Here is a 14,190-nt window from a genome sequence, read left to right as displayed (position 1 = left end):
CTCGTGACATTGCTTCGCAATGCACTGACGGTAATAGATGGCAAAGGGCGGTGGATTGACAACCGAATGATCGAACGGCTGTGGAGGTCCCTCAAGTACGAATGTGTCTATTTGCACGGGTTTGAGACTGGGTCACAGGCCCGCAGCGGCATCGGAAAATGGCTAGCCTATTACAATGCCGAACGACCGCAATCGACCCATGGCATCTTGACCACCGACGAGGCCTATGCGAGCAAAACAGAACCTATGAGAATGGCAGCCTGAAATGAAACCATGATCCACCTTAAAAGGGCTGCAATGTGGTCGAAGAACTAGGACCCCTCTGGCATCCACAACCGACAGTCAAGCCGCATAAGCTGCGGTCTCAATGGCGCGGTTACATTCAAAAGAAGGACTGCTGCAATGAGTTGTATCGACCTGGGACGGCCAAATCCAAAAACGATTGCAGCCGCCTATTAATTTGGATGCCCTGCATTGGTAAGGCACCGCATCCGGTCACCGGATTAAATACATCGGCCCGGTCTATTCCCTATTGAGCACATCCTCCTGAGCCTTTGGCGCACAAACACCTGCGCCCCTTGGGTTCACGAACGGCGGCGTATGGCTGTGTGCCGTTGCGCCGCCTGTTGATTTACCAGCCCGTTCCCTGAGCGCAGCCTATGAAATCGTTGCTATAGATGTCGCTGTATGAGAATTGGCAGGAATACAGATCGGCAACGCAGGCGTTGTATTTGTCATCGCCCTCCACGTTCTGGGAACAGTAGTCGGTGATTTCCGGAGCAACGGATGGCGCATCTTCCTGAGTAGGCTCTTGTTCAGGCTCCGGAGCAGGTTGTGCTTCAGGTTGCGGCTCATTGCCACCCGTGTCTGCCGGTTGCTGATAATCAGACGAATTGTCGCTCTCGGCCTCGATCTGACGCACGTTCAACTCTTGCAGGCGCTCGTTCAGGCAGTTCCCATAGTCTACCGAGCCGAGGCCGAATTGCTCGCAATCAAGGCGCTCCTGTTCGGTCAGTTGACTATAGGCCTCAGCATACTGCTGACGAAGATCTGCATCCTCCGCCTGCGCCTTTGCCAACGCCGTGTTGTCGATCTGCAGTTGGTTGAAAGAGTCGAGTGCCTGGTTTAGGCAGGCCTCATTGTCTTGTGACCGGATACCATACTGCTCGCAAAAAAGGCGCTCATCGTAAGTCAGATCGCTGTAGGCCTCAGCAATCTGCTGGCGCAGAGCCTCGACATCAACTTCCAGCTGGTCAGAATCAGCAGTGACGGGCTCGGGGTCGGCGGCGGCGTTATTGTCGGCACCCTGTGCATTGGCACGTTGAGCTTGCATCACGCCTGCGTCCAAGCAGCTCACATCACCCTGACAGGTGGCCAGCACATCAGCGGGCAAAGCGTTGTAACGCCCGCCCGGATTTGGATCGTAACCCACGGTCCCGATCAGCATGTCATCCATGCAATTGAAATATGGGAAATCTGTCGGGTTGTTCTGGTCGCAATAGTCCCGGTCTGAGCCCGCCACGGCTGCGTAATCTTTACCGGCGCGATCATCGTCTTCGCTGTCGGCGCCATCGACAATCAGCTCAGGTTCGCTATCGGTAGGGACGGCATTTCCGTCGGTCGTAACCCGTCCTTCTCTGATGGTTTGGAGGGTTTCATTCAGGCAGTTCTTATAATTGTCTGACCCGATGCCTCTCGCCTCGCACTCAAGGCGCTGGTCAACGGTCAGTTCGCCATAGGCCTGAATTACCTGCAGCTGATTATCCATACAGTCGAAAAAGGGACCATCGGTTGGGTTGTTCTTGTCGCAATAGCCATTGGCGACAGCGGATACGGCCGAGTAGTCGTTCTGGGAGCGTGCGTCTCCAACGCCGTCTTCCTGCCCGTCCGCACCAATGGCCATCGGATCGGAATCTGTGTTATTGCTCGCATTTTCGCGGTTGATATGTGCCACCTGATTGTCGAGGCAATCATAGAAGGGCGCGCTGCCATTAGGCGATCCTTCCATGCAGTACCGCAAGGAATCGATCATGATCTGTCTATAATCATTCGCTGTCTTACGGGGATCGATGGTCTCTGCCCCGCCAAGCGTTTCCGCGACAAACCCTTTCTGCACGCAGACGTCATAATCGTTGGTGCGTTCGCCATGGTTTTTTGCACAGGTAAAGTAGAGACCGTTGGCAGGCGTGGTGCCGTCTGGCAGCGAATAGTCCACATAGCCCGGATCAGGAAGGGCTTCTTCCCGACCATCCGCACCAATGGCCATCGGACCGGAGTCTGTGTTATTGCCCGCATTTTCGCGGTTGATATGTGCCACCTGATTATCGAGGCAATCATAGAAGGGCGCGCTGCCATTGGGCGATCCTTCCATGCAACGGCTTAAAGAGGCGAGGGTTATAGCACTGTAATCATTTGTCGTTTTACGCGTGTCGGTGGTGTCGATGAAGTTGAGTGTGTCAGCGATGAACAGGCTTTCCACGCAAGCCTGCGCGCCGGGCGTGCCTTTGCCAGAGCCCTGTTCGCAGTAATCGACCAGTTCTTGACCCGGTTTTGTGCCATCGGGAAGCGCGAAGGTCGCGATGCTTGCAATGTCGGCAACGTTCACCCCACACATTGGCTGAATCGAAGCTCCAAGCGTATAGGTATTTGCCCCATACTGAAAACCGATCACTCCGCCATCATCCCTGATGTCGAGCACAAGGGCTCCTTGCGGGCGGGTGTCGGTCATAAGCTGTCCGAACTCCCAGTCGGGGGTCAGCGCGATGGAATCGTCGCAGAAAGGCCTCCAGCTTATCGCAGAGGTATTCTTGTCCATTTCGATGTTGCCAGCTGGACCCGTGGAGCTGGTATAGGTGCCAACCGCAATCGCGTTATCTCCAAGCGTATAAGCCGGGGTATCAGCGGCCGATGTGGTCTGATCGGCGGTGGAGGGCGCCGTGGCGCTCCGTGGCGCATTGGCAAAGCCCGGAACGGCAGCGGCGCTTCCAGCCCGACCAGCCCTCGTGGGGGCCCCATTGGACGGTGCCCCATTTGCCGTGCGACCCGGCCTTGCCGAAGCGACGGCATCGGCAGCGACCACCAGTTGATAATCGGCATCGCCGCTGACCGTACCCACCACGATTTGATAGGTACCATCCTTGGGCAGACGGCCCCGGAACGACTGCGCGTTCTGCCCTGCGCCTGCACCGGGCAGCGTTTGGCCTCCCACTTTTGCCTCACCGGAATAGATCTCGAACACCGTGTTCGACCCCGGCGACCAGAGGGTGACATCCAGCGTCTGCCCGCGTTTGCCGTCCACGGAATAGACCACGACCTGATCCTGTGTGATACGGCGCGTTGCCAGAGCAGGCTGACCGCCCGGCTGAACCCTCAGCGTTTCGGTGAACAGTTGGCCATTGTTCTTCTGCGAATTGTTGCTGTCGACAACTGCCCCGAACAGATCGAGCATGCCTATGATTACATCGTTCTCATTGGTCTTCGCGTTGGAGCCGCGGTTTCCGGCATCCCGGCGCGGTTTGCCAGGATTGACGCCGGTTCGGCGGTTTTCGGGAACGGTCTGAGCGACAGATCGATCGCAAGTCCCTTTGGTGCCCTGCACCGGGGAGCGGGACAGGGCGCAGATGCCGCCGCCCCAGAGATAGCCAGTCTGCTGGTTAGCCAGACGTACTTCGAACCATGGGAAGCCCTGATAATTACCCCCGGCGTTCGAGAGCAATTCAATCGGCTGGCCCGGCCCTGTCGAACCGGTCTTGGTGCTGTTAGCATCGGGACGCGACCGAACGTTGGTACCGCGCGATCCGGCCATGACCGGGAACCTGTCGGCTTGCCCAGCAGCCTGCGCCCGTGGGTTGCGGCCTGTTGCAGCGGGCCGACTGCCGGAATTGCCCTGGCGTTGCCCCTGACGCTGATCTTGCGATCCATTGGAAGCATCGCGCCGCGATGGCGCGCTGGCTCCGGTGTTGCGATTGCCCTGCCCACCGCTCGACGTTTGGTCGCGGGTTCGGTCACGCGTGGGCGCAGCCGCTGTCTGGTCCGTGCGGGTAGCGCCCGGCGACCGACCTGTGTCGCTGTTGCCTGCCCGCTGCGAATGTGCATTGTCCGGGAAGACATCGTTGTAGATCAGCACGGCGCCACGCTCATCAGCTTTGCCTTTGGCATCGGTCACAGGTTGGCCATCCGCTTTCAGAAACTGCCCTGCGGCGACCAGAATGGTGTCACCTTCGATCTTGATGTCTGATGGGCGGAAGCTGGCCCCGACGGCCTGCGTCTTGACCTCGCGCAGGATCGTCAGGTCATCGGCGGAAAGGATCCACATCTTGCCAGAGATGCTCAGGGCCACGACCTCGTTGCCATGGCTGGCCACTCGCAGGATCATTTCTGGAAAGGTGCGCCGCGCGGTTTCGGCCTTGGTCTGTCCGTTAACACGCACGACCACGCCGCCAACTCCGCTGTCCCCGCCGACGTAAACCGCGTCACCTCCGCTCGCGACGGTATACATCACCGCGTCGTTCAGCTGGATCATCTCAGTCCGCATGCTGGCGCTATCCACCACCGTGATAAGGTTGTTCTGCGCATGGGTCAGCCAGACCTGACCATTCCACACCGCAATATCGGTTCCCCCGGCCGAGAGCAAATCCGTCGATCTAGTCTTACCGGTGTTCCCATCAATCCGCACCAATTGGCTGCTGCCAGAGTTGCCACCGGGTTCAACCAGAACCCAGATCCAGTCCCCTTCCTGCGCCATGGCTGCGGGATAGCCCTTCAGCGTGGTAAGCGACGTTACATTGCCCCGCCCATCAATCTTGACCACCTTCTTGTCAGTGGCGATCAACGCATAGGTATCGCCTGCAGAAGACCGGACCACATCAATCGGAAGGCGACCCACCTTATAGCTGCCCAAGGACTTGCCGCTGCTCATGTCCAGCTTGGATACAGTGCGCTGCCCGCTTTCCGAAACCCAGACCGCGTCACCGTCAACAATGATCCCCTCCAGCCAAGTCCCAGTATAAATCACCCCTGGTATGGCATTCAAGTCATCGGGTTCAAAACTCGCCGATTGCTGGGCCTGCGCTCCTGACGCATTGGCTTGACTGGCACCCGCGCCGCAGTCCATATCCGGGCTGGCTGTGCCTGGGCGGAAGCCACATTCCAGAATGTTGAGATGAAGGTCTTCGGCTGTCGGCTCGGACGGGTCTCTGGGAAGAAGGCCCTCGTCGGCGCGACAGGCAACAACGGCGCCTTGCAGCGCCTCTTGCTGACCCATGCGCCGGGGTTGCTGGCCCATCTGATCTTCAAGGCAAACCACATAGGCAAGCACATCTAAATTCTTGGAGGAGGTCACGAATGTTGCATCGCGCATAGAGTAGGCTTGCGCCTCAAGCCCCGTTACACAGAAGACCGTAGCAAGCAGTGCGCCAAGAAATCGCGCGCGACAATCGTTGCGGTTCATCATTACTCTCCAAAAGCCACCAGCACTCCCCAAAAGATACCAGTCGACATTCCCCAATTGGCCTGCCGTTTGAAGACTTATGACTGAACCTGCCTCAGGTACAAGCGTTTTGCGTCCCGGATGGCGGCTGCTGTCGCGCCACTGCCCGGCTTTGGGCGGCGCCAACGAAGCGGCGGTGTCAGACTCGGCCCGTTGTGGGCGTTTTTCAGCGCTTGGGTAGACCTGCCGAGCCGGCTCTATTCAGTTTCAGCTTGGTTGACGGTCACGCGCATGACGGTGGCGCGCGAAGGCGGCGGATGGCAGCAAGGATGGCGCGCACCATCGTAGAGGTGACGGTCACTTCGGCCAGCTGGAAAGTGATGGTACCCAAGCACGCATGCTACGACGTGGGTTGGGAGAAACGGTATGACAGTCTGTGCAAGGACGGCTTTGATGAGGATGTTTTGAACCTCGCCCTGCCAAAGTTGGCGGAGGAGGCGATTAACCAGCCGGGTGCCAACAGGTATGATGCGATATTGGTTGATGAAGGACAGGACTACCGGCCCCACTGGTGGAGTGTGTTACGAAAAGCATGCAAGCCGAATGGCGAAATGCTCCTTGTCGCTGATGCTACCCAAGACGTCTATGGCCCAGCCAATGCGTGGACTGATGATGTAATGAAAGGTGCGGGGTTTCCTGGAGGGTGATGGGCACAACTGGATGTTAGCTATAGGTTGCCGCCCGACGTGCTGACGCTTGCTCGGAAGTTTGCTGAATCGTTTCTTCCTCAGGAAGCTATTGGCCTTCCTGAACAGGAACAAGGATCACTGGACCTCTATCCGTGCCACCTCCGCTGGGTGCAATGCGATCCAGATCATGCTGAGAAGGACTGCTCGGACGAAATTCTCTCCCTAATGCGCCAAACGGGCAGAAATGGCCTTGCGAATGCGGACATCACCTTGCTGGCAGGGGATATGAAGTCCGGAGCCGGTATTGTGACACGCCTGTCTGCCAACACTTCGCGGGCAGGTGCCACCTCTGGCACGAAGGGCGTCGCACGAGCGGGGAAGGGTTCGCCCCAATTGCGCGCGGGTCCAAGATCAATGTGTATGAAACCCAAGCGCGGGTAATATCCAAACCTCAAAAACCCACCGCCCGCGCGGCCGCCTCAAACGTCACCGGATCGTGGTTTGACATGGCGATGTCGAAGGCCGTGCCCAGCATGTGCTTTGAGGCTGGGGCCCCATCGACTGCACGGTTATGGCTGGGGCTGCGGTAAGCGGAGCGGACGATCAGCGGCTTGCTTACAATGAAGGTCCGTTTTGTCCCGCGTTACAGATCTTGGGACCAATTGTGGCGGATGGCCGGTAACCGCTCACATCGAAGGTCGATGGCAAGATAGCCAACCACCACTCTCAATCCTCCAAAGGTGCACAATTGTGCTCTTTTCGAATCGCGACAGGCGGTGCTGTTGCATGCCACCATCTCCGGGCAGCGAATCCCTGCCGCTCTTTGAAAACGTAAACCTGTGAAACGGGCTGGGCTTGCGGCTGCGGTCGAGGCGTTTGGCGCTTCCTGCAGAGCAATTGCCCGGCCCGCTTTCATCAGCATGTGCGCGCCTGATCCCGCAGGACGGCATAATCGCTGAGCATCCGCACCACTATTGCGCCTTCTGGCAGAGCTTCAACCTCCATCGCTGCGCGGGTCTGATCGGAGGTGCTGTATTCCACGGTGGGCGGGCAAGCAGTCGATGGATCAGAACTGACCATCGCGCAGCCGCTCAACCAAAGCATCGCGATCAGCAGGGCGGCGGCTGGCGGCGTCCAGCATTTTGCGTTGGATTTCATGGGTTCTCTCCGATATTGAAAGGCGTTCGGCCAGACGCCCGGCGCGTTCGCCGGCGCGGCGCAGGTTCAGCAGGAACAGTGCGATGGTGAGGGCGGCCAGAGAGAGGCCCAGCGCTTTGCGCGCAGGGCCGCTGGCAAGGGTTGCCGTGATCAAGCCGATCATCGCTGCCCTCGCTTCCAGTCATCAATCCGGGCGTGGATGGCAACGGCGATCCCGATCAGCGCCACGGCGATGAATATCCAGCGGAGTGTGTCCAGATATGGCACCAGGCGCAGGATAGCGGTTTGGGGTTCTGCCAGGACGTCTTGGGCCACTTCGACACCGGCCGCGCCGACGGTTGCAATCCCGGCTGCTCCACCACCTTTCAATGTGCGGCTATCGGCCAACACTTCGCGGGCAGGGCCCACCTCCGGGACAAAAGGCGTCGCGCGAGCCGGGAACGGTTCGCCCCATGACCGGGCTGGCCCGAGGTCGATGTGCATGAAGCCCGAGCGCGGGTAGGTGCCGAAACCGAGAAAGCCAACCGCGCGGGCGGCATCGGCAAACGTGGCTGGGTCGTGGTTCGACATGGCAATGTCGAACGCCGTGCCCAGCATGTGCTCGGACGCCGGGGCCCCGCCGACTGCCCGGTTGTGGCTGGGGCTGCGATAGCCGGAGCGGATGATCAGCGGTTTGCCCCACTAGAAACGCGGCGATCACCCCGTTCAGCGAACAACCCAAGGCGGTCACGCGCGGCATCAGCGCATCGCCAGCTATACCCACTATCTGGCAGAGATTGACGCAAGCCGGGTCGAAAACGTGGCAGCACCACAGATCGCGATAAAATACTGGAATCTGCCAGCTTTGGCGCGCTTGCGCGACGTGGTCCTTGCCATAATCGACCACCCGGAAGTGTGAGGAAGGCAATGACCAGCATGGGCAAATGATTGATCAGATTGGGATCAGGAAAACCAGGGGAAGCCAAAGCGCCAACTTGAGCGCGTCGTAGGTGATTTGGACCTGATCCGCGTATCTCCATACCGGCCCGCGGCGTGTGAAAAGCCGCACAGAGAGGCCTGACACATGACCGCACTCGATCACATGCTCAGAAAGTCAAAATTTTCCTTGCACCATGGGAGGCATCCACACGTGGCTTGGCGGCCGCATCAGCAGACGATGCAAACGTCGTCGCCGGAACAGAACCGACTGATGAGGCGATTGTAGAAAACCCGGTCAAAGCTGCTGGGAAGGTGAAAAATTAACCGAAGTGATGTTCGGTCCTGTCGGTGGGCGCGTTGGCAATTCACAAAATTGTCACGCGCCCGTCACCGAGCAGATACAGGAAGTCACGAAGGCTCTTGGCCAGAACCCCTGAACAAGGATTGGCCTCATGCTGTTACGAAACGTCTGTGTCACTTCGGCTATCGCGCTTGCCTCTGCAATGCCTGTGCATGCCGAAATGGTCTTTAACCGGATTTCTACCTTTGCCACGCCCGGGAATATGGCTGCGGGTGAAGATACCGCCCGTGAGACTAGCGCTGAAATCATCTCTGCCTCTGATGACGGGATGACCCTCGTTTATACCGACAGCCCGCTGGGGGTGATCGGATTGGTCGATATCACTGACCCACGGATGCCAAAGCGGCTTGGAAATATCGACGTGGGCGGAGAACCTACCACTGCACATTTCATAGGGGCCAAGATTTTCGTCGGCGTCGATACGTCGGAAAGCTTCATTGCCCCCTCGGGCAAGCTGGTGACGGTTGATCTGGCCACGCGCAAAGTTGAGGCGGAATGCGATATTGGCGGCCAACCCGATTCCGTGGCACGCTCAGCCGATGGCAGCTTTCTTGCGATTGCGATCGAAAACCAGCGAGACGAAGACGTGAACGATGGCGCAATCCCGCAAATGCCCGCAGGCTATGTGGTCAAGATGGCCGTAAAGGATGGGGTGGTCGATTGCGCGGGCCAGCAGCGGATTGATGTGACGGGCCTTGCCGCCGTTGGTGGCGACGATCCGGAGCCGGAATTTATCGACATTAATGAGCAGGGTGAGATTGCCCTGACGATGCAAGAAAACAACCATATCGTCGTGATCGGCGCGGATGGCAGTATCGCCAGCCATTTCAGCGCGGGTAGCGTTGATCTGGTGGGCATCGACACCAAACGCGACGGCAAACTGGATTTCTCGGGCAGCAAAGAGGCCGTCGCGCGCGAACCGGACGGGATCAAATGGATCGATGCTGACCATTTCGCCATCGCGAATGAAGGTGACTGGCAGGGTGGCTCGCGCAGCTTTAGCATCTTCAACAAGAATGGAACCTTGGTCTACGGATCAGGCCCAAGTCTTGAGCATGCGATTGTAGCCACGGGCCACTATCCCGAACACCGCAGCAGATCCAAGGGGGTCGAGTTGGAGTCGGTCGAGGCAGGCGTCTTCGATGGCACGCCCCTGCTGTTTGTCGGGTCCGAGCGCGCCTCGGTGGTTGCCGTTTATGATGTCACAAACCCTGCCGCCCCGGTGTTGCGCCAGATCCTACCCTCGGGTGTCAGCCCCGAAGGCTTGGTCGCTATTCCGCAGCGCAATCTGTTCGCCACGGCCAATGAGGTGGACTTACGCGAAGATGGTCTGGCACCAGCGCATGTGATGGTCTACGAATTTGCGGAAGGTGTTGCCGCTTATCCGATGATCACCAGTGCAGGCAGCGACACGCTGATCGGCTGGGGCGCGCTGTCTGGTTTGGCGGCTGACCCAGAGGTTGCAGCCAAGCTTTATGCGGTATCCGACAGCGTCTACACCGCCCAACCGCGCATTTTCACCATTGATGCTGCGCAAACGCCCGCCCGTATCACAGCCGAGATGACCGTCACCCGCGGTGGTATACTCGCGCAAAAGCTGGACCTTGAAGGTATCGCAGCCGATGGCAATGGGGGTTTTTGGCTCGCGTCAGAGGGGCGCAGTGATCGGTTGATCCCGCATGCGATTTACCATGTGGACGCGCAGGGCGAGATCATCGAGGAAATCGGCCTGCCATCTGAATTGCTCGATTTTGAAACCCGCTTTGGCTTTGAGGGGATCACGGTTGACGGTGACTGGCTCTGGATGCCTATCCAGCGCGAATGGCGCGATGATCCCAAGGGAATGGTCAAACTGGTTGGCTACAATACGGTTGAAAAGACGTGGGGTGCCGTTCATTACCCGCTTGATGCCCCGGCTGAAGGCGCGTGGGTCGGCCTGTCCGAGATCACCAAGCACGGCGACTGGTTCTATATTGTTGAGCGCGACAACCAGATCGCAGGCAACGCCGCTATCAAGAAACTGTACCGCGTTGCCGCATCCGCAATGGTGCCCGCAGATCTTGGCAGCGTGCTTCCAGTCGTCTTAAAAGAACTGGTGCGTGACATGCTGCCAGACTTGGCTGTTTTGAACGGCTACGCAGTCGACAAGATCGAAGGTTTTGCCGTTGACGCTGCTGGCACAGGCTTTGTGGTCACCGACAATGACGGTGTTGATGACAGCTCGGGCGAGACACTGTTCTGGTCTGTTGGCGTTGTTGCTCAGTAGCGCAAAGGCCTTGGTCGTGTCATTGCCCCCGCATGGAAACATGCGGGGGCGATCTCATTCAGCCCATGGCCCTTCGCCAAGCGAAAGACTGCTCTGCCGCAGCACCGCCCTCACGTCGCATCCGACAGGTTCACCCTTTCCACCAGCGCCTGCGCCGTTTCCTTGCGTTCGGAATAGCGGTCCACCAGATAGTCGGCGCGGTCGCGGGTCAGCAGGGTGAATTTCATCAACTCTTCCATCACATCAACAATCCTGTCGTAAAGCGGCGAGGGGCGCATTCGTCCGGCCTCATCAAATTCCTGAAACGCTTTTGGGATCGAGGATTGGTTGGGGATTGTGATCAGCCGCATCCAGCGGCCAAGGATGCGCATCTGGTTGACCGCGTTGAAGCTTTGCGATCCGCCCGATACCTGCATCACCGCCAGCGTCTTGCCTTGGGTCGGGCGCACCGCACCGATTGAAAGTGGAATCCAGTCGATTTGCGTCTTCATCAGCCCGGTCATCGCGCCATGGCGTTCAGGCGATGACCAGACCATGCCCTCGGACCACGTCACCAGATCCCATAAGGCGGTCACTTTGGTCAGATCGGCGCCGGGTTCGTCAACCAGCGGCAAGCCCGAGGGATTGAAAGAGCGCACCTCGGCCCCAAGACAGGTGAGGATGCGCCCGGCCTCTTCGCCCGACAGGCGGCTGAAACTGCGCGGGCGGAGTGAGCCGTAGAGGATGAGGATGCGCGGAGCATGGGGTTTATGCGGCGGTGACAAAAGCGCTGTCGGGTCAATGCCGGGAAACAGCGCAGCGTCAAGGTTGGGTGTGTCAGACAATGCGGTTCCCTTTCGCATCTATAATCAATCCGCCGTCCTCCTTGGCCAGTGCGCCGGGGGGCAGGCGGTCCAGCAGATCAAGCACCCCTTCCGAAGGGCGGCACAGGCGCACGCCTTTGGGGGTGCAGACGATGGGCCTGTTCACTAGAACCGGATGCTCGATCATCGCGTCCAGCAGGGCGTCGTCGGTCACATCGGCGGCTGTCAGCCCGAGGGCCTCAGCGGGTGATTTGCTCACGCGCAAGGCACCCCGTGGCGTAAGGTTCGCGGCGGCAAACAGTGCAAGCAACTGAGGTCGCGTCCATCCCGTTGTCAGATAGTCGATCACCACCGGCGCGTGGCCTGCCGCGCGGATGATTTGCAGCACATTGCACGACGTGCCGCAGTCGGGGTTGTGGTGGATGACGATGGGAAAGCTCATTTCGGAAACCTCTCGCGCGTGCGGTTGGCAAAGGCGACCAGCGACAGCATTACAGGCACCTCGACCAGCACACCGACCACGGTCACCAAGGCCGCTCCGGAGTTCAGGCCGAACAGGCCGATGGCCACCGCAACCGCCAGTTCAAAGAAATTCGACGTGCCGATCAGTGCGCAAGGTGCGGCGATGTTATGCGGCAGCCGCCAAGCCCAGGCGGCGGCATACCCCAGTGCGAAAATGCCATAAGATTGGATAATGATTGGCACCGCCAGCAGCGCAATCAACCCCGGTTGCGCCAGAATGACCGGCCCCTGAAAGCCGAACAATAACACCACGGTCAGGAGCAGCCCCATCATCGACGCGGGTTTGATGCGCGCGGTAAAGCCCGCCACCGACGCCTCGCCACCTTGGCGGATCAGGGCGGCGCGCGTCACCACCCCCGCTAACAGCGGGATCACCACATAAAGGACGGTGGACAGGATCAGCGTCTCCCATGGCACGGCAATATCGGTGACGCCCAGCAAAAATGCGACGATCGGCGCAAAGGCTACGACCATGATTAGATCGTTCAGGCTGACCTGCACCAGCGTGTAATTGGCATCACCCTTGGTCATTTGCGACCACACAAACACCATCGCCGTGCAAGGGGCTGCGCCCAGCAAGATCAACCCGGCGATGTATTCCGGCGCCTTGGCCCCGTCGATCAGCCCCGCAAACAGGTGTTGAAAGAACAGCACCCCAAGGGCCGCCATGGTGAACGGCTTGATCAGCCAGTTGATCACCACCGTGATGATCAACCCCTTGGGCCGCTGCCCCACCGATTTCAGCGAGCCGAGATCGACGGCTATCATCATCGGGTAAACCATGGCCCAGATCAGCACGGCGACAACCAGATTGACCGAGGCATATTCAAGCCCCGCCAGCATGGCAAACACACCGGGCAGTAGACTGCCAAGGGCAAGCCCTGCCACGATACACAGCGCGACCCAAAGGGTCAGATAGCATTCAAAAAGGTTCATGTTGCGGCTTTCGGATTGGGGATGCAGCAGTCGGCACTGTCGGGCACCTTGAGCGATGCGACAAACTCGGCCAAAACCGACAAAGCCTCAGGGTTCAACGCGTAACACACCCGAGGGCCGGATATTTCGCCACTGATCACGCCCGCCGCTTTAAGGATGCGCAGATGTTCAGAGACGGTTGATTGCGCCAGCCCTACCGCATCGACGATGTCGCCCCCGATACAGCCCGGCGTGGCCAGCAACAGCCGCAGAATGCGCAGACGTGCAGGGTGGGCCAGCGCCTTGGCCAGATCCGCTACTTTGCGATCCGTTGTGTCTGACAAGGGTGATGGAGCAACAAGCATGAATTTTTGTCCTATCTTAGTATATCGTCGATTTACGATAAATAAGATATAAGAAGTGCTTGGTCAATCGCGAAGTCAATTTGTTCACAAAGGGGAGGAATCGCGACCATCCGCATCGATGTCGACACGCTGCCGAAACATCTCGACCGCAGCCGCCCCACCGTGGTGGTGGAAGCCGTTGAAGTGGCGCTGAAGGATGCTGGGATCAGGGCCGATTGTTCGGACCTCTTTTTGCACATCAAAATCGACCTGCCGACCGTACAGCTGGCCGCTGCCAGCGCTGTGCTGGTCGCGCTGTAGTTGGGACATGAGCACCCGCGCGCAGATCGCCATCCAGATCGGCCCCGAGGAATGGGCGCATATTTACGCCCATTTCGACGGCTATCCTGCCCACATGCTTTTCGCGCTGGCGTGCTGGAAGCTCGAGGATATCCTCTCTGCGAGCGAAATTCTGCAGGTCATGCCCGAGGCGTTGGACTGCTTAAACCCGCCCCGCGACCCGCGTATCCTGCCGCGTCCAACACGGGAATTTGCCCACCTCTACATGTGGATCGGTTGCCAGTGGGTAGGGGTCGATCCGACGGGCGACGCGAGCAGAGTATAATTATAAAGGACTGATATTTCCATTATTTGGCTACGCTAGTGCTCCCACCAGAGTATCCGCCTTGATCAAGGCGCTTTCATCACCCAACTTCGGTTTGCTTTGATGAGGGCGTTGGCGAGTTCAATCAGCTTTCGCATGAGCGCAGTAAGGGCGACTTTTGG

The 14,190-nt window shown here is 58.8% G+C and carries 12 protein-coding genes and 2 pseudogenes; 6 read left to right on the top strand and 8 right to left on the bottom strand.

The window, feature by feature from the left end; all coding sequences use genetic code 11:
* Positions 1–264: integrase core domain-containing protein (locus BMY36_RS17655; RefSeq protein ID WP_244888698.1), on the top strand; the 264-nt coding region annotated here is incomplete at its 5' end.
* A 367-nt stretch (positions 265–631) separates the two neighbouring features.
* Here the strand turns inward: BMY36_RS17655 and BMY36_RS17650 are convergent.
* On the bottom strand, positions 632–5,449 hold the full coding sequence (locus tag BMY36_RS17650) for an SH3 domain-containing protein (RefSeq protein ID WP_175469331.1): 4,818 nt from the start codon (positions 5,447–5,449) through the stop codon (positions 632–634).
* A gap of 359 nt (positions 5,450–5,808) precedes the next feature.
* Here BMY36_RS17650 and BMY36_RS17645 point away from each other — a divergent pair, with 359 nt between their 5' ends.
* Entirely contained in the window at positions 5,809–6,135 is a 327-nt protein-coding gene (locus BMY36_RS17645) for a UvrD-helicase domain-containing protein (RefSeq protein ID WP_082224914.1), read from the top strand.
* Between the two features lie 293 nt (positions 6,136–6,428).
* On the opposite strand, the pseudogene BMY36_RS20905 reads toward BMY36_RS17645, so the two are convergent.
* The 3 genes and pseudogenes from BMY36_RS20905 to BMY36_RS17625 all read right to left on the bottom strand — a co-directional run.
* Positions 6,429–6,736: pseudogene (locus BMY36_RS20905) on the bottom strand (YcbK family protein); the annotation flags it as partial.
* 447 nt (positions 6,737–7,183) lie between these two features.
* Positions 7,184–7,438, bottom strand: a complete 255-nt coding sequence (locus BMY36_RS17630) for a hypothetical protein (RefSeq protein WP_050520661.1) — start codon at positions 7,436–7,438, stop codon at positions 7,184–7,186.
* A pseudogene (locus tag BMY36_RS17625) lies at positions 7,435–7,953 on the bottom strand (YcbK family protein); the annotation flags it as partial. The pseudogene BMY36_RS17625 and the gene BMY36_RS17630, both read right to left, overlap by 4 nt.
* A gap of 121 nt (positions 7,954–8,074) precedes the next feature.
* Between BMY36_RS17625 and BMY36_RS20650 the strand changes: the two are divergent.
* Both BMY36_RS20650 and BMY36_RS17615 read left to right on the top strand, forming a co-directional pair.
* On the top strand, positions 8,075–8,173 hold the full coding sequence (locus BMY36_RS20650; protein ID WP_231579760.1) for an alternative oxidase: 99 nt from the start codon (positions 8,075–8,077) through the stop codon (positions 8,171–8,173).
* Between the two features lie 472 nt (positions 8,174–8,645).
* A complete protein-coding gene (locus BMY36_RS17615; protein ID WP_050520662.1) occupies positions 8,646–10,820 on the top strand; it encodes an esterase-like activity of phytase family protein in 2,175 nt (724 codons plus the stop codon).
* A gap of 110 nt (positions 10,821–10,930) precedes the next feature.
* Here BMY36_RS17615 and arsH read toward each other — a convergent pair whose 3' ends face one another.
* Genes arsH through BMY36_RS17595 form a run of 4 tightly spaced genes read right to left on the bottom strand, consistent with a single transcriptional unit; the run spans position 10,931 to position 13,404 of the window.
* Positions 10,931–11,644 carry an arsenical resistance protein ArsH gene (gene arsH, locus BMY36_RS17610; protein WP_269430852.1) on the bottom strand — a complete coding sequence of 238 codons (714 nt, stop codon included), beginning with the start codon at positions 11,642–11,644 and terminating at the stop codon, positions 10,931–10,933.
* Positions 11,637–12,065: an arsenate reductase family protein gene (locus BMY36_RS17605; RefSeq protein ID WP_050520664.1), complete on the bottom strand. Its 429-nt coding sequence runs from the start codon at positions 12,063–12,065 to the stop codon at positions 11,637–11,639. Before BMY36_RS17605 ends, arsH begins: the two co-directional genes overlap by 8 nt.
* Positions 12,062–13,081 carry an ACR3 family arsenite efflux transporter gene (arsB, locus tag BMY36_RS17600; protein ID WP_050520665.1) on the bottom strand — a complete coding sequence of 340 codons (1,020 nt, stop codon included), beginning with the start codon at positions 13,079–13,081 and terminating at the stop codon, positions 12,062–12,064. The genes BMY36_RS17605 and arsB overlap by 4 nt, the downstream gene beginning before the upstream one ends.
* Positions 13,078–13,404 (bottom strand): ArsR/SmtB family transcription factor, encoded by a 327-nt coding sequence (locus BMY36_RS17595; protein WP_244888697.1) that lies wholly within the window; start codon positions 13,402–13,404, stop codon positions 13,078–13,080. The genes arsB and BMY36_RS17595 overlap by 4 nt, the downstream gene beginning before the upstream one ends.
* Before the next feature lie 189 nt (positions 13,405–13,593).
* On the opposite strand from BMY36_RS17595, the gene BMY36_RS20835 reads away from it, so the two are divergent.
* Positions 13,594–13,725 (top strand): hypothetical protein, encoded by a 132-nt coding sequence (locus BMY36_RS20835; RefSeq protein WP_272867517.1) that lies wholly within the window; start codon positions 13,594–13,596, stop codon positions 13,723–13,725.
* 7 nt (positions 13,726–13,732) lie between these two features.
* Positions 13,733–14,029 (top strand): hypothetical protein, encoded by a 297-nt coding sequence (locus tag BMY36_RS17585; RefSeq protein WP_050520668.1) that lies wholly within the window; start codon positions 13,733–13,735, stop codon positions 14,027–14,029.
* Positions 14,030–14,190: the final 161 nt, after the last annotated feature.

This window comes from Pseudorhodobacter antarcticus (assembly GCF_900110135.1).
Classification (GTDB): domain Bacteria; phylum Pseudomonadota; class Alphaproteobacteria; order Rhodobacterales; family Rhodobacteraceae; genus Pseudorhodobacter; species Pseudorhodobacter antarcticus.
This window is presented reverse-complemented; position numbering and strand designations above follow the sequence as displayed.

Excerpts from the sequence above, each read along its gene's own strand:
- BMY36_RS17585 (WP_050520668.1), top strand. The coding sequence starts at position 13,733 with ATGAGCACCCGCGCGCAGATCGCCATCCAGATCGGCCCCGAGGAATGG.
- BMY36_RS17630 (WP_050520661.1), bottom strand. The coding sequence starts at position 7,438 with ATGATCGGCTTGATCACGGCAACCCTTGCCAGCGGCCCTGCGCGCAAA.
- BMY36_RS17615 (WP_050520662.1), top strand. The coding sequence starts at position 8,646 with ATGCTGTTACGAAACGTCTGTGTCACTTCGGCTATCGCGCTTGCCTCT.
- BMY36_RS17650 (WP_175469331.1), bottom strand. The coding sequence starts at position 5,449 with ATGAACCGCAACGATTGTCGCGCGCGATTTCTTGGCGCACTGCTTGCT.
- BMY36_RS17645 (WP_082224914.1), top strand. The coding sequence starts at position 5,809 with ATGGTACCCAAGCACGCATGCTACGACGTGGGTTGGGAGAAACGGTAT.
- arsB (WP_050520665.1), bottom strand. The coding sequence starts at position 13,081 with ATGAACCTTTTTGAATGCTATCTGACCCTTTGGGTCGCGCTGTGTATC.
- BMY36_RS17605 (WP_050520664.1), bottom strand. The coding sequence starts at position 12,065 with ATGAGCTTTCCCATCGTCATCCACCACAACCCCGACTGCGGCACGTCG.